Source organism: Streptomyces arenae (genome assembly GCF_022343545.1).
Lineage (GTDB): Bacteria > Actinomycetota > Actinomycetes > Streptomycetales > Streptomycetaceae > Streptomyces > Streptomyces humi.
In genome coordinates this window covers 254,608-277,667 of record NZ_JAKQYH010000097.1, presented here as the reverse complement: position 1 = coordinate 277,667, position 23,060 = coordinate 254,608, and the positions used below count along the sequence as shown (strand labels likewise).

The following is a 23,060-nucleotide window of genomic DNA, read 5'->3' as shown; positions in this document are numbered from 1 at the left end:
AGGGTCGAAGGGCCCCCGTCCGGTGTACGGACGGGGGCCCTTCGCGGTGCGCTGGGCTGGATAGGGTGAGCACTGAAACGGGTTTTCCGCCGGTACGACACTCAGGAGCGGCCTTATGAGCGCTGTGACCCCCGCTGGAGGCGACACCGCGGCGGGCCGTTCCTGGCCCGGGGTACTGAACGCGCTGCTGTACGGACAGGACCAGAGTGCCGACGCCACGGCCTGGGCGATGGACCAGATCATGCGCGGCCAGGCCACCGACGCCCAGATCGCCGGCTTCGTGGTCGCGCTCCGGGCCAAGGGTGAGACGGTCGACGAGATCAACGGGCTCGTCCGCACGATGTACGAGCACGCCAACGTCATCGAGGTGCCGGGCCGCACGGTCGACATCGTCGGGACCGGCGGTGACGGCGCCAAGACGGTGAACATCTCCACGATGTCCGCCCTGGTGGTGGCGGGCACGGGCGCGAAGGTCGTCAAGCACGGCAACCGGGCGGCCTCCTCCGCCTCCGGGGCGTCGGACGTCCTGGAGAAGCTCGGCGTCAACCTCGACCTGACCCCGCAGCGGGTCGCCGAGGTCGCCGAGGAGGCGGGCATCACCTTCTGCTTCGCCGTCAAGTTCCACCCGGCGCTGCGGTACGCGGGCGCCGCCCGCGGTCAGCTGGGCATCCGCACGGTGTTCAACATCCTCGGCCCGCTCACCAACCCGGCCAGGGTCCGCGCCCAGGCGGTCGGCGTCGCGGACCCCCGTATGGCCCCCGTCGTCGCGGGCGTCTTCGCGGAGCGCGGGAACTCCTCCCTGGTCTTCCGCGGTGACGACGGCCTCGACGAGCTGACGACGACCGCCACGTCCCGGGTCTGGACCGTCCGCGACGGCAAGGTCACCGAGGACACCTTCGACCCGCGGGACGTCGGCATCGACCTGGTCCCGGTGGAGGCCCTGCGGGGCGGCGACCCGTCGTACAACGCGGAGGTCGCCCGCCGGCTCCTGGACGGCGAGACGGGCCCGGTACGGGACGCGGTGCTGCTCAACTCGGCGGCGGCCCTGGTGGCCCTGGACCCGGGCCCTGGCACGCTGGCCGAGCAGCTCCGGGCGGGCATGGCCCGGGCCGCGGAGTCGATCGACTCGGGCGCGGCCAAGCGGGCGCTGGAGCGCTGGGCGGCGGCGACGAACAAGTAGGGGCGGCGTTGCCAGGGGGCTGAGGCGCGGTACGACACCGCCGGACCGCGCCGTCGTGGCTGATCGCCGTTGCGGCGGAGACAATCCTGGGCGTCAGCGCTCTTTCTCTCCGCCGCGACGGCGCGCAACCAGGCACCGCCTTTCCGGCGGTGCCGAACTGTCCTCGCCTCCGTCCCGTCATCCGGACAGGAGTTGCGCGTCGGCGATCAGTTCACCTACGTTTCTTTCCAGGTCATGAGTGACAGTCATGAGGCCCCGGCCGACTGTCCGGCAACCCTCCGTCCGTGGCGGGGTGCCCCGGGTGAAGACCAGGCCGTGGGCAGCGAGGTCTACGGCAAGCGCGGACCCCTCGCGATCCAGGGGTCCTGGTCGTCGAGGAGTCTTCCGTGAGCAAGCGAATGCGATAGGGCCGCAGAGCCCCGCCTCCGCATCCCCCTTTTTTCCTGCCGTTGCCCGAGCGCGTCCGCTCGCACGGCGGATTTCACCTGCGTTCACGGGAGTTCACCCATGTCTGTCTCCACCGTTGCCGCCGCCCAGTCCGTTTGTGCCCCCCTGCCCGTTCTGGGGCGGGATGTCACCGTCCCGCTCGTCACCGGCGGCGAGGTCGGCTACGCGGCCCTCGACTACGCGGCCAGCGCCCCCGCCCTGCAGCGGGTCTGGGACGACGTGGCCGCGTACGCCCCGTACTACGGCAGCGTCCACCGCGGCGCCGGCTACCTCTCCCAGCTGTCCACGGACCTCTTCGAGAGCGCCCGGAAGACCGTCGCCGAGTTCCTCGACTGCCGCCCCGACGACCAGCTGGTCTTCACCCGCTCGACCACGGACTCCCTGAACCTCCTGGCCCGCGCCCTCCCCGCCGACTGCCAGGTGTTCGTCTTCGAGACCGAGCACCACGCCTCCCTGCTGCCCTGGCAGGACGCCCGGGTCAGCTACCTCGACGCCCCCCGCACCCCGCAGCAGGCCGTGGCCACCCTGGAGCGGGCCCTCGCCGACCGCGACCCGTACGGCCCGGCCTTGGTCTGCGTCACCGGCGCCTCGAACGTCACGGGCGAGCTGTGGCCGGTGCGCGAGCTGGCCGCCGCCGCCCACGCGCACGGCGCCCGGATCGTCCTGGACGCCGCCCAGCTGGCTCCGCACCACCCGGTCTCCGTCCGTGACCTCGACGTCGACTGGGTCGCCTTCTCCGGCCACAAGCTGTACGCCCCCTTCGGCTCCGGCGTCCTCGCCGGCCGCGCCGACTGGCTCGTGGCCGCCGAGCCGTACCTCGCGGGCGGCGGCGCCAGCCGCAAGGTCACCCGGCGCGAGGACGGGGGAGTGGCCGTGGAGTGGCACGAGAGCGCCGCACGGCACGAGGCCGGGTCGCCCAACGTGATCGGCGCCTACTCCATCGCCTCCGCCTGCAAGGCGCTGACCGAGGCGGGCTGGGACACCCTGGTCGCCCGTGAGGAGCACCTGATCGCCGAGGTCCGCGCGGGCCTCGCCGAGGTCCCCGAGGTCAGGGTCCTCTCCCTGTTCGGCGACGACGCCCCGCGCGTCGGCGTGATCTCCTTCGTGGTCGAGGGCTGGAACAGCTCCCACTTCGCCGCGGCCCTCTCCGCCGAGTACGGCATCGGCGTCCGCGACGGCCTCTTCTGCGCCCACCCGCTGGTCAGGACCCTGCTCGGCTCCGACCCGCAGAGCCAGGGCGAGTGCGGGGCGCCCGAGGCGGCACCGGGCGAGAAGTCCCTCAACGCCATCCGGGTGAGCTTCGGCGCGGGCACCCCGGACGAGCACGTGGAGCGCTTCGTGACGGCGGTACGGGAGCTGGTCACGAACGGCGCCAAGTGGTCGTACCGCACGGAGGACGGCCGCTGCGTTCCGGCGGTGAGCTGACCTACCCGTTGGGGGCGCGGGGAACTGCGCGACCAGCCACGACGCACCCGCAGAGGACCAAGCTGCCGGCCGGTGGGGGCTTGTCGCGCAGTTCCCCGCGCCCCTACGGGGCGCTTCCGTACCCGGCGTCCGGAAGAAGGCGTCGCTAGCTGTCCAGGCCGATCGCGAACGCCGCCTCCAGGTCGTGCTGCGAGTACGTGCGGAACGCGACGTGCGTGTCGGTGGCCTCCACGCCCTGGATCTTGCTGATCCGGCCGGGGATGACCTCGGCCAGGTCCTCGTGCTGCTGCACCCGGACCATGGCGATCAGGTCGTACGTGCCGGTGACGGAGAAGACCTCGCTGACGCTCTCCAGCGCGGCGATCTGTTCCGCGATCTCGGGGATCCGGTCCACGCTGGTCTTGATGAGGACGATCGCGGTGATCACGGCTGGTTCTCTCCCTCGGGTGCCGGAGCCGGTGCGGTCCTCACTCTAGTCGTACGGCCATATCTCACCCACGCGTAGCCGAATCCGAGTCCGAAGCCGACCAGGTGGGCGAGGTAGGCCACGCCGGGGCCCGAGGGCGCCTGGTCCAGGGCCACCCACTGCAGCGCGACCCAGAACGGCAGCACCACCCACGCCGGGAACCGCAGCGGCAGGAAGAAGAGGAAGGGCAGGAGACTGGTCACGCGGGCGCTGGGGAACAGGTAGAGGAACGCTCCGAGAACCGCCGAGATCGCCCCGGACGCGCCGACCAGCGACTGCTGGGAGGTGGCGTTGGCGGCCGCGTAGCCGAGCAGGGCGAGATAGCCGCAGCCCAGGTAGAAGAGGGTGAACTGCACGCGGCCCATCCGTTCCTCGGTCATCGCCCCGAAGACGAAGAGGAAGAGCATGTTGCCGAGCAGGTGCACCCAGCTGCCGTGGATGAACAGCGCCGTGGCCGGGGTGAGCACCTCCCGCACCGGACCGTCGAACAGATCGGCGGGAACCACTCCCCAGCGCCGGAAGTACGCCCGCTGGGCCGCCGCCAGGGCCTCCCCGGTGCCGTAGGACGGGTTGAAACCGGAGGCGGGCCCGACGACGAAGATCAGGCAGCACACGGCGATCAGGGCGTACGTCATGGGCGCGGACGTGCCCCGTGGGCTCCGCGGGGCACGGGGGACGGCCGTGGTGTTCCGGTTGCCGATCATGAACACAGAGCATGGCGTAAGCGGACGCACCGGTACAGATCGCCTCGCCGCCGTGGACGGGGCGGCGTCGAGTCCCCGCCAGGCCGTAGGGTTACGAGCCACACGCGTCGGGACGGCGCGTCACGGACACTAGAAGGAAGCGAACAAGCCACGATGACGGTTCCCCTGCCGACCGCCACGACGCGGTGGCGCTGCACCCTCTGCGGCAACCTCACGCGCTTCGACGTGACCCGCTCGTCGAAGGTCGTCGAGTACGTCCACCTCGACCTGGCCGGTGAGCCCAAGGTCGAGGAGCGTGAGGTGGTCAGTGAGACCATCGAGTCGGTGCGCTGCCGCTGGTGCAACGCGGTGGACCAGGTGGAACTCGTGGACAGGCCGGGCGCCGACTCCTGAGACCGGGAGCGGCCCCGCACAGGTGATGGGGTGTGACGGATGGTGGAGACCACAGGCGGGGGGCCGGGCGACGGCACCGCCGAGGTGCTTGACCGTCCGTTGCCCGACGGCGTGCGGCGACGGGTCGTGCAGATCGTCTCGGACGGGTTCGGCGGACTGACCGTCGCCGAACTGCCCGCGCAGTTGCGCCAGTACGCCCGGTTCGCGGCCAATCGGCGGGCGAAGTTCGCCGGGAACGCCATGGCGGCCGCGCTGGAGACGGACACCCTCTTCCGGCAGCGGATCGGCGAGAAGCTGAGAGAGGCCCAGCCGGAACTGGCCGGCGCCCTGGACTCCGGCTCCCCGCCCCCGGCCGCGGACCCGCTCGATGTGGCGGCCGCGGCCTACGTACTGCGGCCCATGGGCTGGGTGAAGCTCGTGGCGGCCGCCGGCGAGGAGGCCCAGCGGGCCGACGCCGAGCGGGCCGGCGAGGAGAGCCGGGCCGAGCTGGAGCGGCTGCGCGAGGAGCTGGACCGGGCCCGCGAGCTGACCCGTGCCGAGACGGACCGGCTGCGCGCCGAACTGGACGCGGCGAAGAAGGAAGCCGAATCGCTCCACCGCAAGCTGCGTGCCGCCGTCAGCGACGTCCGGCGCGGCGAGGCCGCCCTGCGCAAGCTCCAGGGCGAGCTGGAGGCGGGGCGGGCCGAGGGGCAGGCGCAGGTGTCCGCCGCGGAGAGCGAGAGCCGGCGGCTCAAGGCCCGGCTCGGTGAGGTCGAGGCCGCGCTGGAGGCCAGCCGCCGGGCCGCCCGTGAGGGGCGCAGCGTCGAGGACATGCGGGTGCGGCTGCTGCTGGACACCGTGCTCGACGCGGCCCAGGGGCTCCGCCGTGAACTGGCGCTGCCGCCGGTGTCGGTCCGGCCGGCCGAGACCGTGGACGCGGTCGAACCGGGCCGGATGACCCCGAAGGACATCGCGGCGCGCGCCCTGTCCGAGAACGACCCGGCCATCCTCAACCAGCTGCTCGCCCTGCCGCAGGCGCACCTGGTGGTCGACGGCTACAACGTGACCAAGACCGGCTATCCGCAGATGCCGCTGGAGAAGCAGCGGCTGCGGCTGCTGGGCCAGCTCTCCCAGCTCGCCGCGCAGACCGGCGCCGAGGTCACCTGTGTCTTCGACGGCGCCGAGCTGGCCGCGCCGGTGCTGCTCGCCCCGCCGCGCGGGGTCCGGGTCCTCTTCTCCAAAGCGGGTGTCACGGCGGACGAGCTGATCCGTCAGCTGGTGCGCGCCGAGCCGCCGGGCCGCCCGGTGATCGTCGCCTCGACCGACCGGGAGGTCGCCGACGGGGTCGCGAAGGCGGGTGCCCGGCCGGTGGCTTCTGCGATGCTTCTGAAGAGACTGTCCTGAACGTGCAACACGCATATGCAATGCCCGAATTGACCGAACCGTCACGCAACGTAGCGTCAATCGCGCATTACTGCTCGTGAGTTATGTGCAAAGAGTGCGTTGCGTGACTACTTTTTTGGCTGCTGGGTTTGAACTGATCACGATGAGGTCACTAGGGTCTGGCCTCGAACCTCCACACGGGTGATCACTCAAACGAAGGAGCCCGTCTCCGTGGCGTCCCATCGTCGACCCAAGCAGCCGAGCCGTGCGCGCGTGACCGTGCTCACCACCGCAGCCGCCGCAGCCGTAGTCCTCAGCGCCAACGCCGCCAACGCGGCGCCCAGCGAGAAGCTGAGCAAGGACGAGGTCAAGGCGAAGGTCGACAAGCTCTACGAGGAGGCCGAGCAGGCCACCGAGAAGCTCGACGGGGCCAAGGACAAGCAGCAGAAGCTGCAGAAGGAAATATCCACGATCCAGGACAACGTGGCCCGCGGTCAGGAAGACCTCAACAAGCTGCGGGACAGCCTCGGTTCGCTGGCCACCGCGCAGTACCGCTCCGGCGGCATCGACCCGTCGGTCCAGCTCTTCCTCTCGTCCGACCCGGACGACTACCTCGACAAGGCCTCCACGCTCGACCAGTTGAGCAGCCAGCAGGTCGAGGCCCTGAAGAAGATCCAGGACAAACAGCGCGAACTCGCCCAGGAGCGGGCCGAGGCCACCGACAAGCTCAAGGACCTCTCCGCCACCCGCACCGAGCTGGCCAAGCAGAAGAAGGCCGTCCAGTCCAAGCTGGCCGACGCGCAGAAGCTGCTCAACACCCTGACGGCCAAGGAGAAGGCCGCCCTCGACGCCGAGCAGGCCCAGGCCGCCAGCCGCGCCTCCTCCCGGGTGGACCTCGGCAACACCGGCTCCGCCTCCGGCCGGGCCGCCGCCGCCTTCGCCGCCGCCCAGTCCGTGATCGGCTCGCCGTACGTCTACGGCGCCTCCGGACCGTCGTCGTTCGACTGCTCGGGCCTGACCTCCTGGGCCTACGCCCAGGCCGGCGTCACCATCCCGCGCACCTCCGAGGCCCAGGCCAACGCCGGCACCCGGATCTACAACCAGAGCGACCTCAAGGTCGGCGACCTGATCATCTTCTACGGCGACTACCACCACGTCGGCCTGTACGCCGGCAACGGCCAGGTGCTGCACGCCCCGCACACCGGTGCCGTGGTCCGCTACGAGGCGATGAGTGACATGACGTTCGAGTTCGGCGTCCGGATCTGACCCCATCCGGTTACGGCGACACCCGTACGGCCGAAGATCAACTCGCTGTGGCGCCCGAACGGGCGAATCCTGGCGACCCGCACTGACTCCACGCCCCGCCGGTGACCTGCGTCAGCGGTGGGGCGTTCACGTTGCGTGGCCGCCGGGGTCTTTGGCCGGGGTGTGGTCGCGCGGCTACTGTCTGGCGCGTTTCCTCCGGCGCCGGGGCACCCCCGTCCCCGTCGCCGGGGGAAGCGGTACCTGTCCGCCAGCAGAAGGACCGCCGTGGGGTCTCATCGCCGTCTCGCACCGTCCGGGTTCAACCGGGGCGCCGGTGCCGCTCTCTGTGTGCTGTCCGCCGCGGCCGCCGCCCTCGGAGCCGTACCGGCGAGCGCCGCCCCGGGCACCGACACCCGGGCCGAGGTCGACCGGCTGTACCAGCAGGCCGAGAAGGCGACCGAGGCCTACGACAAGGCCGACGAACGCGCCGGCGCGCTGCGCCGCGAGGTGCACGACTCCCAGGACCGGATCGCCCGCCAGCAGCAGCGCGTCAACACCATGCGGGAGGCGCTCGGTTCACTGGCCGGCGCCCAGTACCGGTCCGGCGGCATCGACCCCACCGTGGCCCTGCTCTTCTCCGACGACCCCGAGCAGTACCTCGACCGGGCCTCGCTCCTCGACCGCATCGACGTCCGCCGGGCAGGCCAGCTCGACGAACTCCAGGCGGCGCTGCGCGAACTCGCCCAGGAGCGCGCCGAGGCCGTCGGGAAACTCGCCGAACTGGAGCGCAGCCGCCGCGCGGTCGCCTCCCACAAGGCCGTCGTGGAGCGGAAGCTCGCCAAGGCCCGGCACCTGCTCAACACCATGCCCGCCGCCGACCGCGCCGCCTTCGAGCACGCCTCCCGCGGCGACGCCCGCGCCTCCCTGCCCGACCTCGCCGGCGCCGTCCCCCCGGACGGCCGCGCCGCCGCCGCGATCGCCGCCGCCCGGTCCGCCCTCGGCAAGCCGTACGTCTGGGGTGCGAGCGGCCCCTCCGGCTTCGACTGCTCGGGTCTGATGCAGTGGTCCTACGCCCAGGCCGGGCTCCACCTCCCGCGCACCTCGCAGGAGCAGCGGTACGCCGGCCACCAGGTCCCGCTCTCCCAGGCGCAACCCGGTGACCTGGTCGTCTACCGGTCCGACGCCAGCCATGTGGGGATGTACGTCGGCAACGGCCAGGTCATCCACGCCCCCTACCCGGGCGCCCCGGTCCGCTACGACCCGGTCGGGATGATGCCGGTCTCCTCCGTCACCCGGCCCTGAATTCCGCGTCCCGCCCCGTACCATCGGAAAGTGGCTGGTCGTGGACGGGCGTGGCGCTCAGGGGCGGTGGGGCTGTGTCTGCTGCTCGTACCGCTGACCGGATGCGGCGGCGGACAGCCGTCGGCCGGGACGGCGACGACCGAGGTGCAGCAGGTCCTGGACCGGCGCGCGGCCGCCGTCCTCGGCCACGACGAGCAGGCGTACGGCGAGACGGGCACCCGCGGTCCGTACGCGAACCTGCGGGCCGTGCCGTTCGCGCAGTGGAGCTACCGGGTGACCGCCGTGCACCGGGACGGCGCCGGGGCCACCGCCGACGCCCAGCTCCGTTACCGGATCCAGGGCTACGACAAGGCGCCGGTCACGACCGACCGGACGCTCACCCTCGACCGCACCGCCGACGGCCGGTGGTACGTCTCCCGGGACAGACCCGCCGGGAAGACCGGCCAGCAGCTCTGGGACCAGGGCACGGTACGGGCCGTCCGGGGCGCCCGCAGCCTGGTCCTCGGCGTGGGCCAGTCCGAGGCCGCGCTGCGCGGCTACGCCCGCCTCGCCGACACCGCCGTCCCGGAGGTCACCGAGGTCTGGGGCACGGACTGGAGCCGGCGGGTGGTCCTGCTCGTCCCCGGCTCGCTGACCGGCATGGCGGGCCTGCTCGGCGCCCCGGCCTCCAACTACCGGGGCATCGCAGCCGTCACCACCGGTGAGGCGGGAGGCTCGGGGCAGGCCCCGGCGGACCGGGTGATCCTCAATCCGGAGGCCTACGCCGTCCTCGCCCCGGTCGGGAAGCAGGTGGTCCTCACCCACGAGACCACCCACGTGGCCACCCGCGCCCACACCACGTCCGCCACCCCGCTCTGGCTCTCCGAGGGCTACGCCGACTGGATCGGCTACCTCGGCACCGGCCGCACCCCCACCGAGGCCGCCCCGGAGCTGGCCCGTGCCGTCGGGGCAGGGAACGCCCCGGCGGACCTCCCGGCGGACCAGGACTTCGGCTTCACCGACGACCCCACCAAGCTGGCCGAGGCCTACGAGGGCGGCTGGCTGGCCTGCCGCATGATCGCCGCCCACTGGGGCGAGGCGAAGCTCGGCGCCTTCTACCGGGCCGTCGGCGCCCACAAGGAGAGGAAGGGCGCGGTCGAGGACGCGCTGAAGACGGAACTCGGCACGACCCTGCCGGACTTCACCGCCCGCTGGCACGACTACCTGACGGCTCAGCTCGGCGACTGAGTGAGCCTCTCCGGCACGGCGCCCGGCTGGGCCGGCAGGGGTGCGGTCGGGGCCCCGGTCACCGTGGAGCGCCACAGCGCGCGGGCCGCCGTGACCGTCGCCGCGACCAGCAGGCCGTTGCGCAGGAGCAGCAGGGCGATGCCGTACCAGTCGCTCACCACGACGTGCGCGAAACCGACCGGGAACTCCAGGACCGTCACGAAGGCCGCCAGCAGCACCAGCACCGCCGGCACGGTCATCCGGCCGGCCCGGAAGCACAGGCAGACGGCGGCCAGGCCGACCAGCCACACCAGGTACTGGGGGCTGATCACCCGGCTGGTCACCGTGAACATCAGGACGGCGGTGAACGCCGCGTCCGCGAGCGTGTGGGAGCGGAAGCGGGCCGCCGACAGCCGCCACAGCAGCAGCCAGCCGAAGGCGAGCGCGGTGAGCAGCAGGGCCGCCGTGCTCACCGCCTTCACGTGCGGGCCGAGGAACTCGATCGAGCCGTAGTTGAGCAGCACCTCGCCGTGCCAGCCGAAGTGCCGGGCGATGTGGAGGACCAGCGCGCCCAGGGACTCCACCTCGGTGCCCCGGTCCCGCTGGAAGGTCAGGAACGCGAACGCGCCCGGCATGGCCACCGCGAACAGGGCTCCGACCGCGCCCGCCGTGAGCGCCGCCCACGCCCAGGCCCGCCGCCGTACGGCACTCACCAGGAGCAGCGCCGGCCACACCTTGACCATCGCGCCGAACCCGGCCAGCGCGCCCATGATCCGGGGGCGCCGGGCCCCGGCGAGCAGCGCGGCCACGGCGACGGCGGTGACCATCAGGTCGTAGCGGGAGTAGACGGTCGGGCCGAGGAGCGGCACGCCGAGCACCCAGACCCAGGCGCCGCGCAGCGTGCGGCCGGGGCGCAGGCCCGTGTGCAGGAGCAGGGACAGCACCACCAGATCGGCGAGGAAGGCCAGCACGAAGAAGGCGGTCGGGTAGTCCAGGAAGGGGAGGAGGCCGGGCGAGAGGATCGCCAGGGCGGCGGCCGGCGGGTACTGCCAGGTGACGTCGTCCAGCGGAAACGTTCCGTGCCGCAGGACCTCGTACCAGCCCTGGTAGATGACGGACACGTCGCTGGTGACGTCCGCGCCGGGGAAGAGGAACACCTTGAACACGAACAGCAGCAGCACCAGCCGGGTGACCCCCCAGACCCCGAGCAGCGGCGCCGGCGCACGCGTCACGCCCGTCCTGTCCACCTGAGCCCCTGTCCGTCGGCGTGCCGTGTCGAGTGGGCCACATGATCTCCCGCCGCCCTGTGCGGGGGCCATGAAGCACGGCCGAACACGCTGTGCGGGTAAGGTCTGCGGCGATGCACAAGACCCTCATCGTGACGAACGACTTCCCGCCCCGGCCGGGCGGGATCCAGGCCTTCCTGCACAACATGGCCCTGCGGCTGGACCCCGAGCGGCTCGTCGTCTACGCGTCCACGTGGAAGCGGAGCCGGGAGGGCGCCCTGGCCACCGCCGCGTTCGACGCGGAGCAGCCCTTCACCGTCGTACGCGATCGTACGACGATGCTGCTGCCCACGCCCGGGGCGACCCGGACGGCGGTCGGGCTGCTGCGGGAGCACGGGTGCACGTCCGTGTGGTTCGGGGCGGCGGCTCCGCTGGGGCTGATGGCGCCGGCGCTGCGGAAGGCGGGCGCCGAGCGGCTGGTCGCCACCACGCACGGGCACGAGGCGGGCTGGGCCCAGCTGCCGGCCGCGCGGCAGCTGCTCCGGCGGATCGGGGACGCCACCGACACGGTCACCTACCTCGGCGAGTACACCCGCTCCCGGATCGCCGGGGCGCTCAGCGCGCGGGCGGCGGGGCGGATGGTGCAGCTGCCGCCGGGGGTGGACGAGAAGACCTTCCATCCCGGGTCGGGAGGTGCCGAGGTGCGGGCGCGGCTGGGGCTGGCCGACCGGCCGGTGGTGGTGTGCGTGTCGCGGCTGGTGCCGCGCAAGGGCCAGGACACGCTGATCCTCGCGATGCCGCTGATCCTGGCCGCCGAGCCGGACGCGGTGCTGCTCATCGTGGGCGGCGGGCCGTACGAGGACGATCTGCGGCGGCTGGCGCGGGAGACCGGGGTCGAGGCGTCGGTGCGGTTCACGGGGGCCGTGCCGTGGGCGGAGCTGCCCGCGCACTTCGGCGCGGGGGACGTGTTCGCGATGCCGTGCCGGACGCGGCGGGGCGGGCTGGACGTGGAGGGGCTGGGGATCGTGTACCTGGAGGCCTCCGCGACCGGGTTGCCGGTGGTGGCGGGGGACTCCGGGGGTGCGCCGGACGCGGTGCTGGACGGGGAAACGGGGTGGGTCGTCCGGGGCGGGTCGGTGGCGGAGGCCGCCGAGCGCATCGTGGTGCTGCTGGGGGACGCCGAGCTGCGTCAGCGGATGGGGGAGCGGGGGCGGTCCTGGGTCGAGGAGCGGTGGCGGTGGGATCTCCTCGCGGAGAGGCTGAAGGAGTTGCTTTAGAAGGGGTGGGTCGCGTTTCGGGTGCGGGTGCGTGGGGGTTGTTCGCGCAGTTCCCCGCGCCCCTGACGGGGCGCTCGTCATTAACTCTGTTGCGGGGCTAGGCGGAAGCGGAAAATCCGCACATGCTGCGCGCATGACAGCAAAACTGATGCAGCGTCAGCTGACGAGACGTCACATCCTGGGCATGATCGCCCTCCAGACCGCCGCCGCGGCGGGCCTCACCCGGATCGGACTCCAGTCGGCGCAGGCCGCCGAGGAGGCCGCCGCCGTCGACAACGCACCCGCCATCGTGGTCGGTTCGGGCTACGGCGGGGCCGTCGCCGCGCTCCGGCTCGGACAGGCCGGGGTACGCACCCTCATGATCGAGATGGGGCAGCTGTGGAACACGGCCGGCTCCGACGGCAAGGTCTTCTGTTCCACCGCCGCCCCGGACAAGCGGTCCATGTGGTTCAAGACCCGCACCGAGGCCCCGCTCGCCACCTTCCTCTGGCTGGACGTCGTCAACAAGGACATCGCCGCCTATCCCGGCGTCCTCGACCGGGTGCACTACGACAACATGTCCGTGTACGTCGGGCGGGGTGTCGGAGGCGGGTCCCTGGTCAACGGAGGGATGGCGGTCACGCCCCTCCAGTCGTACTTCGCCGAGCAGTTCCCGACCGTGGACGCGAGCGCGATGTACAACACGTACTACCCGCGCGCCCGCGCCATGCTCGGCGTCAACACCGTCGACCCCACCTGGTTCGAGTCGACCGAGTGGTACCAGTTCACCCGGACGTCCCGGAAGGCCGCCGCCAACACCGGGCTCAGGACCACCTTCGTACCGAACGTCTACGACTTCGGGTACATGCAGCAGGAGGCCGCCGGCACCGCCACGAAGTCCGCGCTCGCGCAGGAGGTCATCTACGGCAACAACTACGGCAAGAAGAGCCTCGACAAGACCTACCTCGCCGCCGCGCTCGGCACCGGCAACCTCACCATCCACACCCTGGAGAAGGTCAGGTCGGTCACGCGGGCAGGCGACGGGTCGTACCTGCTGAGCGTGGACCGGATCGACACCACCGGGGCCGTGGTCGAGAGCAAGCAGTACAGCTGCACCTACCTGTTCCTGGGCGGCGGCAGCCTCGGGACCACCGAACTGCTCGTGCGGGCCCGGGACACCGGCGCGCTGCCCGCCCTCAACTCCAGTGTGGGCGCCGGCTGGAGCACCAACGGCAACACCATGCTCGGCCGCGCCAACCACATCTGGGACACCACCGGCGCCAACCAGGCGACCATGCCGGTGATGGGCATCGACGACTGGGCCAACACCGACAACCCGGTCTTCGCGGAGATCGCCCCGCTGCCCATCGGGTTCGAGACCTGGGTGAGCCTGTATTTGGCGATCACCAAGAACCCCCAACGGGCGTCCTTCACCTACGACTCCGCGAGCGACGCGGTGAAGCTGGGCTGGACCGCGGCCCAGAGCGCGGTGTCGGTCGCCATGGCCAAGAAGCTCTTCGACCGGATCAACGCGGCCAACGCGACGATCTACCGGTACGACCTGTTCGGGTCGGGCAGCAAGGTGTTCGCGGACGACTTCTGCTACCACCCGCTGGGCGGCTGCGTGTTGGGAAAGGCGACCGACGACTACGGCCGGGTGAAGGGGTATTCGAAGCTGTACGTGACGGACGGTTCGCTGGTCCCCGGGAACATCGGCGTGAACCCGTTCGTGACCATCACCGCGCTCGCCGAGCGCACGATGGAACGGGTCCTCGCCACGGACATGTGAACCGGCTGCCGTCCTACTTCGCGTAGATGGCCTCGATCTCGTCCGAGTAGTCCTTCGCCACCACATTGCGCTTGAGCTTCAGGGACGGCGTCAGGTGGCCCGACTCCTCCGAGAACTGGGAGGACAGAATGCGGAACTTCCGCACCGATTCCGCCTTCGACACCGCGGCGTTGCCGTCGTCGACAGCGGCCTGGATCGCAGCGTTCAGATCCGGGTCGTCACGCAGCGACGCCGCGGTGGCACCCGCCGGCTTGCCGTGGTCCTGCGCCCAGCGGCCCAGGAACTCCTCGTCGATGGTGACCAGCGCGCCCACGAACGGCCGCCCGTCACCCACCACCATGCACTCCGCGACCAGCGCGTGCGCGCGGATCCGGTCCTCGATCACGGCCGGGGCGACGTTCTTGCCGCCCGCGGTGACGATGATCTCCTTCTTGCGGCCGGTGATCCTGAGGTAGCCGTCCTCGTCCAGGGTGCCGATGTCCCCGGTGTGGAACCAGCCGTCGGCCAGCGCCTCGGCGGTCGCGGCCTCGTTGTTCCAGTAGCCCTTGAACAGGTGCTCGCCGTGCAGCAGCACCTCGCCGTCGTCGGCGATCCGCACCACCGAACCGGGCAGCGGCTGACCGACCGTGCCGATCTTCTGCCGGTCCCAGGGGTTGAACGCGGTCGCCGCGCAGGACTCGGTCAGGCCGTAGCCCTCCAGGACCGTGAAGCCGATGCCGCGGAAGAAGTGACCGAGGCGCTCGCCCAGCGGGGCACCGCCGGAGATGGCGTACTCGCCCTTGCCGCCGAGCACCGCCCGCAGCTTGCTGTAGACCAGCTTGTCGAAGGTTCTGTGCTTGATCTTCAGACCGAGGGACGGGCCCGTCGGCGTGTCCAGCGCCTTGCTGTACGCGATCGCGGTGTCCGCGGCCTTGTCGAAGATCTTGCCCTTGCCGTCCGCCTGCGCCTTGGCGCGCGCCGAGTTGTAGACCTTCTCGAAGACCCGCGGGACGCCGAGGACCAGCGTCGGCCGGAAGGCGGCCAGTTCGTCGGTGAGGTTCTTGATGTCCGGGACGCAGCCCAGTTTGATCGGCGCCATCATCGGGGCGATCTGGACCAGGCGGCCGAAGACGTGCGCGAGCGGGAGGAAGAGCAGGACGGAACACTCGCCGGTGCGGAACAGCGGGCGCAGCCGTTCCACGATGTTGCCGCACTCGGCGAAGAAGCTGCGGTGCGTGAGGACACAGCCCTTGGGGCGCCCGGTGGTACCGCTCGTGTAGACGATGGTCGCCGGGTCGTCCGCCTTCGCCTGCGAGCTGCGCTCCTCGACGGTGGCGTCGGTGACACCCTGGCCGAGCCTGCCCAGCTCCTCCAGGGCGCCGGCCTCGATCCCCCAGACGTGCTTGAGGGCGGGCAGCGTCTCGCGCACCGACTCGACGGCGGCCGCGTGGCTGTCGAGTTCCACGACGCAGGCGGTGGCGCCGGAGTCGCTGAGGATCCACTGCACCTGTTCCGGCGAACTGGTCTCGTACACCGGCACGGTGACCGCGCCGGCGCACCAGATGGCGAAGTCGAGGAGCGTCCACTCGTAGCGGGTGCGGGACATCAGGCCGACCCGGTCGCCGGGCTGGATCCCGGAGGCGATGAGGCCCTTCGCGGCCGCGTGCACCTCGGTGAGGAAGGTGGTGGCGGTCACGTCCTGCCAGACCCCGCCGACCTTGCGGGCCATGACGGCGACGTTCGGATGCTGCGCGGCGTTTCTGCGGACGATGTCGGTCAGATTTCCGTCCGCGGGGACCTCGTACAAAGCCGGAAGGCTGAACTCGCGCAAGACTGCTGCTCCTCATAGGGCGCCGGCGCCACGACGTTGTGCGATGCGACGGTGCGGTCCAAGGCTCGGGCAGGTACTCAGGCTTCGCCACGGGCCGGAAGATCCGTTGGTTGAATTCCTGAGCACGACTGGACTGCCCGGACGTTACCCGCCGGTATGGCTTCTTCGACAGGGGGTCCCGGCGAGATGTTCGCTGCGTCACACAGGTTGGTGTTCCTTCGCGTACGGTAGTCCACCGCTTTAGTGACTGACCAGTAACCGCAGGTGCGCCCATCGCCTGTTCACGTTTGCCGCACAGGCCTACCCTTGATCACCATGGCAGCCTCACCCCCCGGCCCCCGCAAGACCCGCGTCCACGTGGTCAGTGACGTGCACGGCAACGCCCGTGACCTGGCCAGAGCCGGCGACGGCGCCGACGCCCTGATCTGTCTCGGCGACCTCGTCCTCTTCCTCGACTACGCCGACCACTCGCGCGGCATCTTCCCCGACCTGTTCGGCGTCGAGAACGCCGACCGGCTCGTCGAACTGCGCACCGCCCGCCGTTTCGAGGAGGCCAGGGAGCTGGGGGCGCGGCTGTGGGGCGGGATCGCCATGGACCGTGCGACCGCGATCGAGAAGGCGGTGCGCAAGCAGTACGCCGAGATGTTCGCGGCGTTCCCGACGCCGACGTACGCGACGTACGGCAACGTCGACATGCCGCAGCTGTGGCCGGAGTACGCGGGGCCGGGCACGACGGTCCTGGACGGCCAGCGGGTGGAGATCGGCGGGTGGGTGTTCGGCTTCGTGGGCGGCGGGCTGCGCACCCCGATGCGCACCCCCTACGAGATCTCCGACGAGGAGTACGCAGCGAAGATCGAGGCGGTCGGCGAGGTCGACGTGCTGTGCACGCACATCCCGCCTGAGGTGCCGGAGCTGGTCTACGACACGGTGGCGCGCCGTTTCGAACGGGGCAGCCGGGCGCTGCTGGACGCCGTCCGGCGGACGAAGCCGCGTTACTCGCTCTTCGGGCATGTCCACCAGCCGCTGGTGAAGCGGATGCGGATCGGGGCCACCGAGTGCGTGAACGTCGGGCACTTCGCGGGTGCGGGGCGGCCCTGGGCGCTGGAATGGTGACCGCCCCGGACAGGGGGTGAAGTCGGCTGGTCGGGCGCGCGGTAGCCTTCACGCTGCACACGCGTGCGCACGCGTGCGGCGACCCCTTTCAAATGGTCTCACCGGCCCGCATCTGGAGGAGCCACGGCGATGGCGGAACACACCAGCTCGAGCATCACGATCGAGGCGGCCCCGGCCGACGTCATGGCGGTGATCGCCGACTTCGCCCGGTACCCGGACTGGACCGGCGAGGTGAAGGAGGCGGAGGTGCTGAAGACCGACGCCAAGGGGCGGGCCGAACAGGTCCGGCTGGTCATGGACGCGGGTGCGATCAAGGACGACCAGACGCTCGGGTACACGTGGACCGGCGACAACGAGGTCTCCTGGACCCTGGTGAAGTCGCAGATGCTGCGGTCGCTGGACGGGTCGTACCTGCTGAAGCCGGCGGGGGCGGGGGCGACCGAGGTCACGTACTCGCTGACGGTGGACGTCAAGATCCCGATGCTCGGGATGATCAAGCGCAAGGCCGAGAAGGTCATCATCGACCGGGCGCTGGCGGGGCTGAAGAAGCGCGTGGAGTCAGGCGAGAAGTAGTCGCGCCGCGGGGTAAGCGCGTGGAGTCGGGCGAGCAGTAGTCGCGTCGCGGGGGTGCGGGCAGGACCCCGGTTGCGGGTCCGTCGTGGCCGGTCGCGCAGTTCCCCGCGCCCCTGACGGGGCGCTGTAGCCGCCGTGTCTCTTTACCTCGCGCAGCCGCGGGCAGGCGTGCCGCAGGGCGGCACGGGTGGGCGCGGCGGCACCCTGCCCGCGCCGGTAAGCGCCCCCCGCGCCCGCCACAGCGAGGGCTCACCTGGACGTCGGTTACGGTTCACCCTCATGCGCACCATCCTGATCACCGGCCCCGGCGGCAGCGGTCGTACGACGGTCGCCGCGGCCACCGCCCTGCGCGCCGCCGGCGAAGGCGTCCCCACCCTCGTCGTCGGCGCCGACCGCACCGACACCCTCGGCGCGGCCCTGGGCGCGGCGACAGGACCGGAGCCGACCCGGATCACCCCGAACCTCACCGCCTGGCGCCCCGACGCGGCCGCCCGCTTCCGCGAGGACCTCACCGCCTTCCAGACCCGCGCCGCGAACGTCCTCGACCTGCTCGGCGCCTCCCGCCTGGACGCCGAGGAACTCACCCCCCTGCCCGGCGCCGAGGAACTGTCCCTGCTCCGTGCCGTACGGGACGCGGCCCTCTCCGAACGCCACGAACTGCTCGTCGTGGACCTCCCGCCCACCCCGCGCGCCCTCGACCTGCTCGCCCTCCCCGAGGAACTCCGCCGCTACCTGCGCCGGCTGCTCCCGCCGGAACGGCAGGCGGCCCGCGCCCTGCGGCCCGTCCTCGGCCGGCTCGCCGGGGTCCCGATGCCCGCCGACTGGCTCTACGAGACCGCCGCCCGCTGGGACGTGGAGCTCGCCGCCGTCGAGGCCGTCCTCGGCGACCGCCGCACCGCCGTACGCCTGGTCGCCGAACCCGGCCCGGCCGGCGCCGACGCCGTCCGCACCGCCCGCCTCGGCCTCGCCCTGCGCGGCCTGCCCACCGAGACCCTGGTCGCCAACCGGGTGCTGCCCGAGGCCGTCCCCCTGCACGGGCTCGTCGCCCAGCAGCGCAAGGCCCTCGCGGAGTGGACGGCCGCCCTCCCGGTCACGCCGGTCGCCCACCTGGGCCACGACCCGCGCGGCGCCGACGACCTCGCCGCGCTCGCCGTGCCCGGCGTCAACACCGGGCACCCCCCGGTCGAGTGGCCCGTCGTCGACCGCACCGCGGAGGACGGCGTCCTGGTCTGGCACGTTCCGCTGCCCGGCGCGATACGGGACGACCTCGACCTGGTGCGGCGCGGCGACGAGGTGGTCATCACCGTCGGCGGGTTCCGCCGGATCGTCGCGCTGCCCTCCGCCCTGCGCCGCTGCACCGTCGCCGGGGCCGCCCTGCGCGACGGCGAGCTGCGGCTGCGCTTCGCGCCCGACCCGCGGCTGTGGCCGCGCTGACGGTGAAACCGGTACGCCCGTTCGGGTAACGTCGGAGGGACGAACCGTAGTCAGGAGTCCGCCATGAGCGAAGAGCGCCCCACAGCTGACGCCTCCGGGGCCGCGGACGAGGCACGGGCGACGGACGCCGACGCCTGGGCCACCGCCTGCGCCGAGGACCTGGCGGCCGAGAAGGCCCGCCGCCGCACCCAGTACGGGCCGCCGCCGGGGTCGGCCGCCGAGGAACTGCGCAAGCTCGTCGACGCCGTCGCGGACAAGCTCTCCGGCCTGCAGAGCCCGCTCCTCGGGGCGGTCGCGGGACCCGCCGCCCAGCAGGTGGTCCGGCAGGTCGTGCAGCAGGCGAAGAGCGCCGTTGAGCCCGTCATAGAGCGCAACCCGGACGTCTTCGACCACCTGGCCGCGGCCGGCGGCGAACTCCTCGCGGCCTACCGCTCCGCGGTCCGGACCCAGGAGACCCGCTGGACGGCAGGCAAGGGCACCGACGACGCCGACGGCGGCCGGGACGACAAGGGTGACAAGGGCGACGACCCGGGCCCCGGCGAACGCATCGACCTCGACTGAAAGCCCTCTCGGGTACGGTTGGCCGTAGCGGGGCTCGACCGAAACTGAGGGATTCATGGGACTCACCATCGGCGTCGACATCGGCGGCACGAAGATCGCGGCCGGCGTGGTCGATGAGGAAGGCAACATCCTCTCGACCCACAAGGTGCCGACCCCGGGTACGCCCGAGGGCATCGTGGACGCCATCGCCTCCGCCGTCGAGGGCGCCCGTGCCGGGCACGAGATCGTCGGCGTGGGCATCGGAGCCGCCGGTTACGTGAACCGGCAGCGCTCCACGGTCTACTTCGCGCCCAACATCGACTGGCGCCAGGAGCCGCTGAAGGCCGAGGTCGAGGCCCGCGTCGGCCTCCCCGTGGTGGTGGAGAACGACGCCAACGCCGCCGCCTGGGGCGAGTACAAGTTCGGCGCGGGCAAGGGCCACCGCAACGTCATCTGCATCACCCTCGGCACCGGCCTCGGCGGCGGCATCATCATCGGGAACAAGCTGCGCCGCGGGCACTTCGGAGTGGCCGCCGAGTTCGGCCACATCCGGATGGTCCCGGACGGGCTGCTGTGCGGCTGCGGCTCGCAGGGCTGCTGGGAGCAGTACGCCTCCGGCCGTGCCCTCGTCCGCTACGCCAAGCAGCGCGCCAACGCCACCCCCGAGCACGCCGAGATCCTGCTCGGCCTCGGCGACGGCAGCCCCGACGGCATCGAGGGCAAGCACATCTCCATGGCCGCCCGCCAGGGCGACCCGGTCGCCGTCGACTCCTACCGCGAGCTCGCCCGCTGGGCCGGCGCCGGTCTCGCCGACCTCGCCTCGCTCTTCGACCCCTCCGCGTTCATCGTCGGCGGCGGGCTCTCGGACGAGGGCGAACTGGTCCTCGACCCGATCCGCAAGTCCTACAAGCGCTGGCTGGTGGGCGGCAACTGGCGCCCGGTGGCCGACGTCATCGCGGCCCAGCTGGGCAACGAGGCGGGCCTGGTGGGCGCGGCCGACCTGGCGAGAGAGCCCGACCCGATCATGTGATGCCCCGGACCTCCTGAGGCGCGGCGACTGCAACCCCCAAGGGGCGCGGGGAACTGCGCGACCAGCCACCACGAACCGGCGGTCGCGCACCCACCTCGCGCCCCGAGCCATTGGGCGTACATTGATCCACATGGCGTCGCTCCCCAACTCCCACACAGAGCCCGACGGTTCAGCCGTCATCCGCGTCCTGAGCTACAACATCCGCTCCCTGCGGGACGACACCGACGCCCTCGCGCGCGTCATCAGGGCCTGCGCCCCCGACCTGGTCCTGATCCAGGAAGCTCCGCGCTTCTTCCGCTGGCGCAAGAAGCTCGCCCGTCTGGCCTCCGCCTGCGACCTGGTGATCCTCACCGGCGGCGCGACCGCGGCCGGCCCGGCGATCCTCTGCGACCTCCGCGCCACCGTCGAGCGCACCGAGGACGTCCTCCTCCCGCTCACCCCCGGCCTGCACCGCCGGGGCTTCGCCACCGCCGTCGTCCGGTTCGGCGGCGTCCGCCTCGGCGTCACGAGCTTTCACCTCAGCCTCCAGCAGGACGAGCGCCACGAGCAGGGCGGCATGCTCCTCGACCGGGTCGCCGCGCTGGGCGTGCCGCACGCCGTCGCGGGCGGCGACCTCAACGACCGGCCCGAGGGCCGCACCTTCCGCCGCCTGGCCGGCGCCTTCCAGGACTGCCGTACCACCGCGCCCTGGGGCGGCGAGCTGACCTCCGGGTCCACCGACCCGCACCAGCGCATCGACGCGATCTTCGCCACGAAGGGCATCGAGGTGCTCGGCTGCGGCGTCCCCCTGGACCAGCCCGGCGTGACCGGAGCGGACCTGAGGGCGGCCACGGATCACTTGCCCGTACTGGCCGCCCTCCGGCTGCCCGCGATCTGAACCAGAACCGACGGACGGAGTCCGGCGCAGCCGTCCGAAGCCTGTGAGGCCCCCCGGGGGCCGAGCAGTGCGAGGGCGGCGTCAAGGGGTACTGCCCTGAGAGCGGCCACGGATCACTTGCCCGTGCTGGCCGCCCTCAGGATTCCGGCGTCCTGACGCGACTCAGACCACGGCGCCCCGGCCGGGGTCCCCGTCCTCGTCGTCGTCCGTCTTCATGCGGGTCACCAGCGTGACGAACCCGCCGAGGAACCCGCCGATCCCCAGCGTCGCCAGCCACCAGGTCATGTCCCAGCCCAGCAGCACCGCGAGCAGCAGCAGGAGCGGCCCGCCCACCACGCCCAGCCAGGCGAACCTGGCGGTCGTGTCGGCGGTCGGCAGCGGCGGCGGCTCGGGCGGCACGAAGTGCCCCTCGTCGTCCTCGTCGAAGTCGTCCTCGGACGGCTCCGGCGCCGTGTAGTCACGCGGGCCCACGCCCGGCGCGAAGGAGACGGAACTGCCCAGCGGCTTGGCCGGGGACTTCTCCTGCGAAGCCGCCGGCCCCGGCACGGGTTCGTCCTCCTCCATGGGCGGCAGCGCCAGGTCCTCCACCGGCTTGTACGGTGTCGTGCCCGGCGGATCCGGCGGTTCCTCGCCGTACCCCGCGACGATCGCCGCCCAGGCGGCCGCCTCGTCGAAGGGCACCCCTTTCTCGTCCGGCTCGCGGTCCTCGCGGTCGGAGTCGTGCTCAGCCAACTGCGGCCGTCCCTTCCTTGCCGACACTGGGTGCGAGCCGGCCGATGAAGGCGAGGCTCTCCTCGAAGATCCGGTCCGCGTCGTGGTCCAACGTCGCCACGTGGTAACTCTGTTCCAGCACGACCTCCGTTACGTCCGTGGACGACACACGGCTCAGGATCCGGGCGGAATCGACCGCCGGAACCACGTGGTCCTCGGCGCTGCGCAGGAGCAGCAGCGGCTGGGTCACCTGCGGAAGCTCGCCGTCCACCCGGCGGAAGAACTTCCTCAGCGAGTGCGCGCTGTGCAGCGGCACCCGGTCGTACCCCAGCTCCGCGGCGCCCGGCTTGGCGATGTCGCTGGCGATGCCCGGCGTCGTGCGGACGAGATGCCGGGCTACCGGAAGGGCGTACGCGGACAGGCCGTGCACCTTGTTCGCCGGGTTGACGATCACCACGCCCTCCACACCTGTCCCGTTCCGCGCGGCCAGCCGCAGGGCCAGCGCGCCCCCCATCGACAGACCCGCCACGAACACCTGGGAGCAGCGCTCGCGCAGCAGCCGCAGCTCGCGGTCCACCTCCGCGTACCAGTCCTCCCAGCCGGTGACCTGCATGTCCTCCCAGCGCGTGCCGTGTCCGGGCAGCAGGGGCAGGGACACGGTCAGGCCGTGTGCCGCGTGGTGCTCGGCCCAGGGGCGCAGCGACTGGGGCGAGCCGGTGAAACCATGACAGAGCAGGACGCCGACCTCCCCGCCGGCATGGCGGTACGGCTCGGCTCCGGGGAGAACCGGCACCTTCGCTCTCCAATTCATGAGAGGGGGGAACTTCCGGGAACTTCGGGGAACTGCGAGAGGTGGGAACTGCGAGGGGCGGAAACGACGACTTCGGATGTGCTTCACCGTACGCGACGGCACTGACACCGACCAGGGTCGTCGGGGCCATTCCCGGCGCTCCGGGTTAAGGTCTCATCGA

General features: G+C 72.0%; 21 protein-coding genes and 1 riboswitch. Of the genes, 15 read left to right on the top strand and 6 right to left on the bottom strand.

What is annotated here, in order from left to right; translation table 11 throughout:
* Positions 1 to 115 precede the first annotated feature (115 nt).
* Positions 116 to 1,180: an anthranilate phosphoribosyltransferase gene (trpD, locus tag MB828_RS46570; protein ID WP_301653424.1), complete on the top strand. Its 1,065-nt coding sequence runs from the start codon at positions 116 to 118 to the stop codon at positions 1,178 to 1,180.
* Between the two features lie 230 nt (positions 1,181 to 1,410).
* Positions 1,411 to 1,527, top strand: a riboswitch (SAM riboswitch).
* Positions 1,528 to 1,687: 160 nt separating this feature from the next.
* The gene (locus tag MB828_RS46565; protein WP_301653423.1) at positions 1,688 to 3,052 is read left to right on the top strand and encodes an aminotransferase class V-fold PLP-dependent enzyme; all 1,365 of its coding nucleotides are present in this window, start codon (positions 1,688 to 1,690) and stop codon (positions 3,050 to 3,052) included.
* A gap of 145 nt (positions 3,053 to 3,197) precedes the next feature.
* Here MB828_RS46565 and MB828_RS46560 read toward each other — a convergent pair whose 3' ends face one another.
* Complete coding sequence (locus tag MB828_RS46560; protein ID WP_133028212.1) at positions 3,198 to 3,479, bottom strand: Lrp/AsnC family transcriptional regulator; 282 nt, start codon at positions 3,477 to 3,479, stop codon at positions 3,198 to 3,200.
* Positions 3,476 to 4,222, bottom strand: a complete 747-nt coding sequence (locus MB828_RS46555) for a rhomboid family intramembrane serine protease (protein ID WP_301653422.1) — start codon at positions 4,220 to 4,222, stop codon at positions 3,476 to 3,478. Before MB828_RS46555 ends, MB828_RS46560 begins: the two co-directional genes overlap by 4 nt.
* Before the next feature lie 153 nt (positions 4,223 to 4,375).
* On the opposite strand from MB828_RS46555, the gene MB828_RS46550 reads away from it, so the two are divergent.
* From MB828_RS46550 to MB828_RS46530, 5 genes are all read left to right on the top strand, one after another.
* Positions 4,376 to 4,615, top strand: coding sequence for a hypothetical protein (locus MB828_RS46550; RefSeq protein WP_009309707.1), 240 nt, complete (start codon positions 4,376 to 4,378; stop codon positions 4,613 to 4,615).
* 39 nt (positions 4,616 to 4,654) lie between these two features.
* On the top strand, positions 4,655 to 5,998 hold the full coding sequence (locus MB828_RS46545; protein ID WP_301653421.1) for an NYN domain-containing protein: 1,344 nt from the start codon (positions 4,655 to 4,657) through the stop codon (positions 5,996 to 5,998).
* A gap of 210 nt (positions 5,999 to 6,208) precedes the next feature.
* A complete protein-coding gene (locus MB828_RS46540; protein WP_046727412.1) occupies positions 6,209 to 7,243 on the top strand; it encodes a C40 family peptidase in 1,035 nt (344 codons plus the stop codon).
* A gap of 264 nt (positions 7,244 to 7,507) precedes the next feature.
* Entirely contained in the window at positions 7,508 to 8,524 is a 1,017-nt protein-coding gene (locus MB828_RS46535; RefSeq protein WP_301653420.1) for a C40 family peptidase, read from the top strand.
* A gap of 30 nt (positions 8,525 to 8,554) precedes the next feature.
* Positions 8,555 to 9,751 (top strand): hypothetical protein, encoded by a 1,197-nt coding sequence (locus tag MB828_RS46530; protein ID WP_301653419.1) that lies wholly within the window; start codon positions 8,555 to 8,557, stop codon positions 9,749 to 9,751.
* Here the strand turns inward: MB828_RS46530 and MB828_RS46525 are convergent.
* Entirely contained in the window at positions 9,736 to 10,977 is a 1,242-nt protein-coding gene (locus tag MB828_RS46525; RefSeq protein ID WP_430381528.1) for a glycosyltransferase 87 family protein, read from the bottom strand. The two genes, MB828_RS46530 and MB828_RS46525, sit on opposite strands and share 16 nt — an antisense overlap.
* A gap of 113 nt (positions 10,978 to 11,090) precedes the next feature.
* On the opposite strand from MB828_RS46525, the gene MB828_RS46520 reads away from it, so the two are divergent.
* Positions 11,091 to 12,233: a glycosyltransferase family 4 protein gene (locus MB828_RS46520; protein WP_301653417.1), complete on the top strand. Its 1,143-nt coding sequence runs from the start codon at positions 11,091 to 11,093 to the stop codon at positions 12,231 to 12,233.
* A 184-nt stretch (positions 12,234 to 12,417) separates the two neighbouring features.
* The gene (locus tag MB828_RS46515; protein ID WP_301653437.1) at positions 12,418 to 14,001 is read left to right on the top strand and encodes a GMC oxidoreductase; all 1,584 of its coding nucleotides are present in this window, start codon (positions 12,418 to 12,420) and stop codon (positions 13,999 to 14,001) included.
* Positions 14,002 to 14,014: 13 nt separating this feature from the next.
* Here the strand turns inward: MB828_RS46515 and MB828_RS46510 are convergent, their stop codons facing one another.
* The gene (locus tag MB828_RS46510) at positions 14,015 to 15,811 is read right to left on the bottom strand and encodes an AMP-dependent synthetase/ligase (RefSeq protein WP_301653416.1); all 1,797 of its coding nucleotides are present in this window, start codon (positions 15,809 to 15,811) and stop codon (positions 14,015 to 14,017) included.
* A gap of 315 nt (positions 15,812 to 16,126) precedes the next feature.
* Here MB828_RS46510 and MB828_RS46505 point away from each other — a divergent pair, with 315 nt between their 5' ends.
* From MB828_RS46505 to MB828_RS46480, 6 genes are all read left to right on the top strand, one after another.
* A complete protein-coding gene (locus MB828_RS46505; RefSeq protein WP_133028219.1) occupies positions 16,127 to 16,924 on the top strand; it encodes a metallophosphoesterase family protein in 798 nt (265 codons plus the stop codon).
* A gap of 129 nt (positions 16,925 to 17,053) precedes the next feature.
* Entirely contained in the window at positions 17,054 to 17,497 is a 444-nt protein-coding gene (locus MB828_RS46500; RefSeq protein ID WP_301653415.1) for an SRPBCC family protein, read from the top strand.
* Between the two features lie 279 nt (positions 17,498 to 17,776).
* Positions 17,777 to 18,931 (top strand): ArsA family ATPase, encoded by a 1,155-nt coding sequence (locus MB828_RS46495; protein ID WP_301653414.1) that lies wholly within the window; start codon positions 17,777 to 17,779, stop codon positions 18,929 to 18,931.
* A gap of 63 nt (positions 18,932 to 18,994) precedes the next feature.
* Positions 18,995 to 19,492 carry a DUF5304 domain-containing protein gene (locus MB828_RS46490; protein ID WP_301653413.1) on the top strand — a complete coding sequence of 166 codons (498 nt, stop codon included), beginning with the start codon at positions 18,995 to 18,997 and terminating at the stop codon, positions 19,490 to 19,492.
* A gap of 55 nt (positions 19,493 to 19,547) precedes the next feature.
* Complete coding sequence (locus MB828_RS46485; protein WP_133028223.1) at positions 19,548 to 20,501, top strand: ROK family glucokinase; 954 nt, start codon at positions 19,548 to 19,550, stop codon at positions 20,499 to 20,501.
* 130 nt (positions 20,502 to 20,631) lie between these two features.
* On the top strand, positions 20,632 to 21,378 hold the full coding sequence (locus MB828_RS46480; RefSeq protein WP_301653412.1) for an endonuclease/exonuclease/phosphatase family protein: 747 nt from the start codon (positions 20,632 to 20,634) through the stop codon (positions 21,376 to 21,378).
* Positions 21,379 to 21,540: 162 nt separating this feature from the next.
* On the opposite strand, the gene MB828_RS46475 is transcribed toward MB828_RS46480, so the two are convergent.
* Both MB828_RS46475 and MB828_RS46470 read right to left on the bottom strand, forming a co-directional pair.
* A complete protein-coding gene (locus MB828_RS46475) occupies positions 21,541 to 22,110 on the bottom strand; it encodes a hypothetical protein (RefSeq protein ID WP_133028225.1) in 570 nt (189 codons plus the stop codon).
* On the bottom strand, positions 22,103 to 22,882 hold the full coding sequence (locus tag MB828_RS46470) for an alpha/beta hydrolase (RefSeq protein ID WP_133028226.1): 780 nt from the start codon (positions 22,880 to 22,882) through the stop codon (positions 22,103 to 22,105). Before MB828_RS46470 ends, MB828_RS46475 begins: the two co-directional genes overlap by 8 nt.
* Positions 22,883 to 23,060 lie beyond the last annotated feature (178 nt).

Coding starts and splice junctions, on each gene's coding strand:
- trpD (WP_301653424.1), top strand. CDS start 116: ATGAGCGCTGTGACCCCCGCTGGAGGCGACACCGCGGCGGGCCGTTCC.
- MB828_RS46565 (WP_301653423.1), top strand. CDS start 1,688: ATGTCTGTCTCCACCGTTGCCGCCGCCCAGTCCGTTTGTGCCCCCCTG.
- MB828_RS46555 (WP_301653422.1), bottom strand. CDS start 4,222: ATGATCGGCAACCGGAACACCACGGCCGTCCCCCGTGCCCCGCGGAGC.
- MB828_RS46550 (WP_009309707.1), top strand. CDS start 4,376: ATGACGGTTCCCCTGCCGACCGCCACGACGCGGTGGCGCTGCACCCTC.
- MB828_RS46545 (WP_301653421.1), top strand. CDS start 4,655: ATGGTGGAGACCACAGGCGGGGGGCCGGGCGACGGCACCGCCGAGGTG.
- MB828_RS46520 (WP_301653417.1), top strand. CDS start 11,091: ATGCACAAGACCCTCATCGTGACGAACGACTTCCCGCCCCGGCCGGGC.
- MB828_RS46515 (WP_301653437.1), top strand. CDS start 12,418: ATGATCGCCCTCCAGACCGCCGCCGCGGCGGGCCTCACCCGGATCGGA.
- MB828_RS46505 (WP_133028219.1), top strand. CDS start 16,127: ATGGCAGCCTCACCCCCCGGCCCCCGCAAGACCCGCGTCCACGTGGTC.
- MB828_RS46500 (WP_301653415.1), top strand. CDS start 17,054: ATGGCGGAACACACCAGCTCGAGCATCACGATCGAGGCGGCCCCGGCC.
- MB828_RS46495 (WP_301653414.1), top strand. CDS start 17,777: ATGCGCACCATCCTGATCACCGGCCCCGGCGGCAGCGGTCGTACGACG.
- MB828_RS46490 (WP_301653413.1), top strand. CDS start 18,995: ATGAGCGAAGAGCGCCCCACAGCTGACGCCTCCGGGGCCGCGGACGAG.
- MB828_RS46485 (WP_133028223.1), top strand. CDS start 19,548: ATGGGACTCACCATCGGCGTCGACATCGGCGGCACGAAGATCGCGGCC.
- MB828_RS46480 (WP_301653412.1), top strand. CDS start 20,632: ATGGCGTCGCTCCCCAACTCCCACACAGAGCCCGACGGTTCAGCCGTC.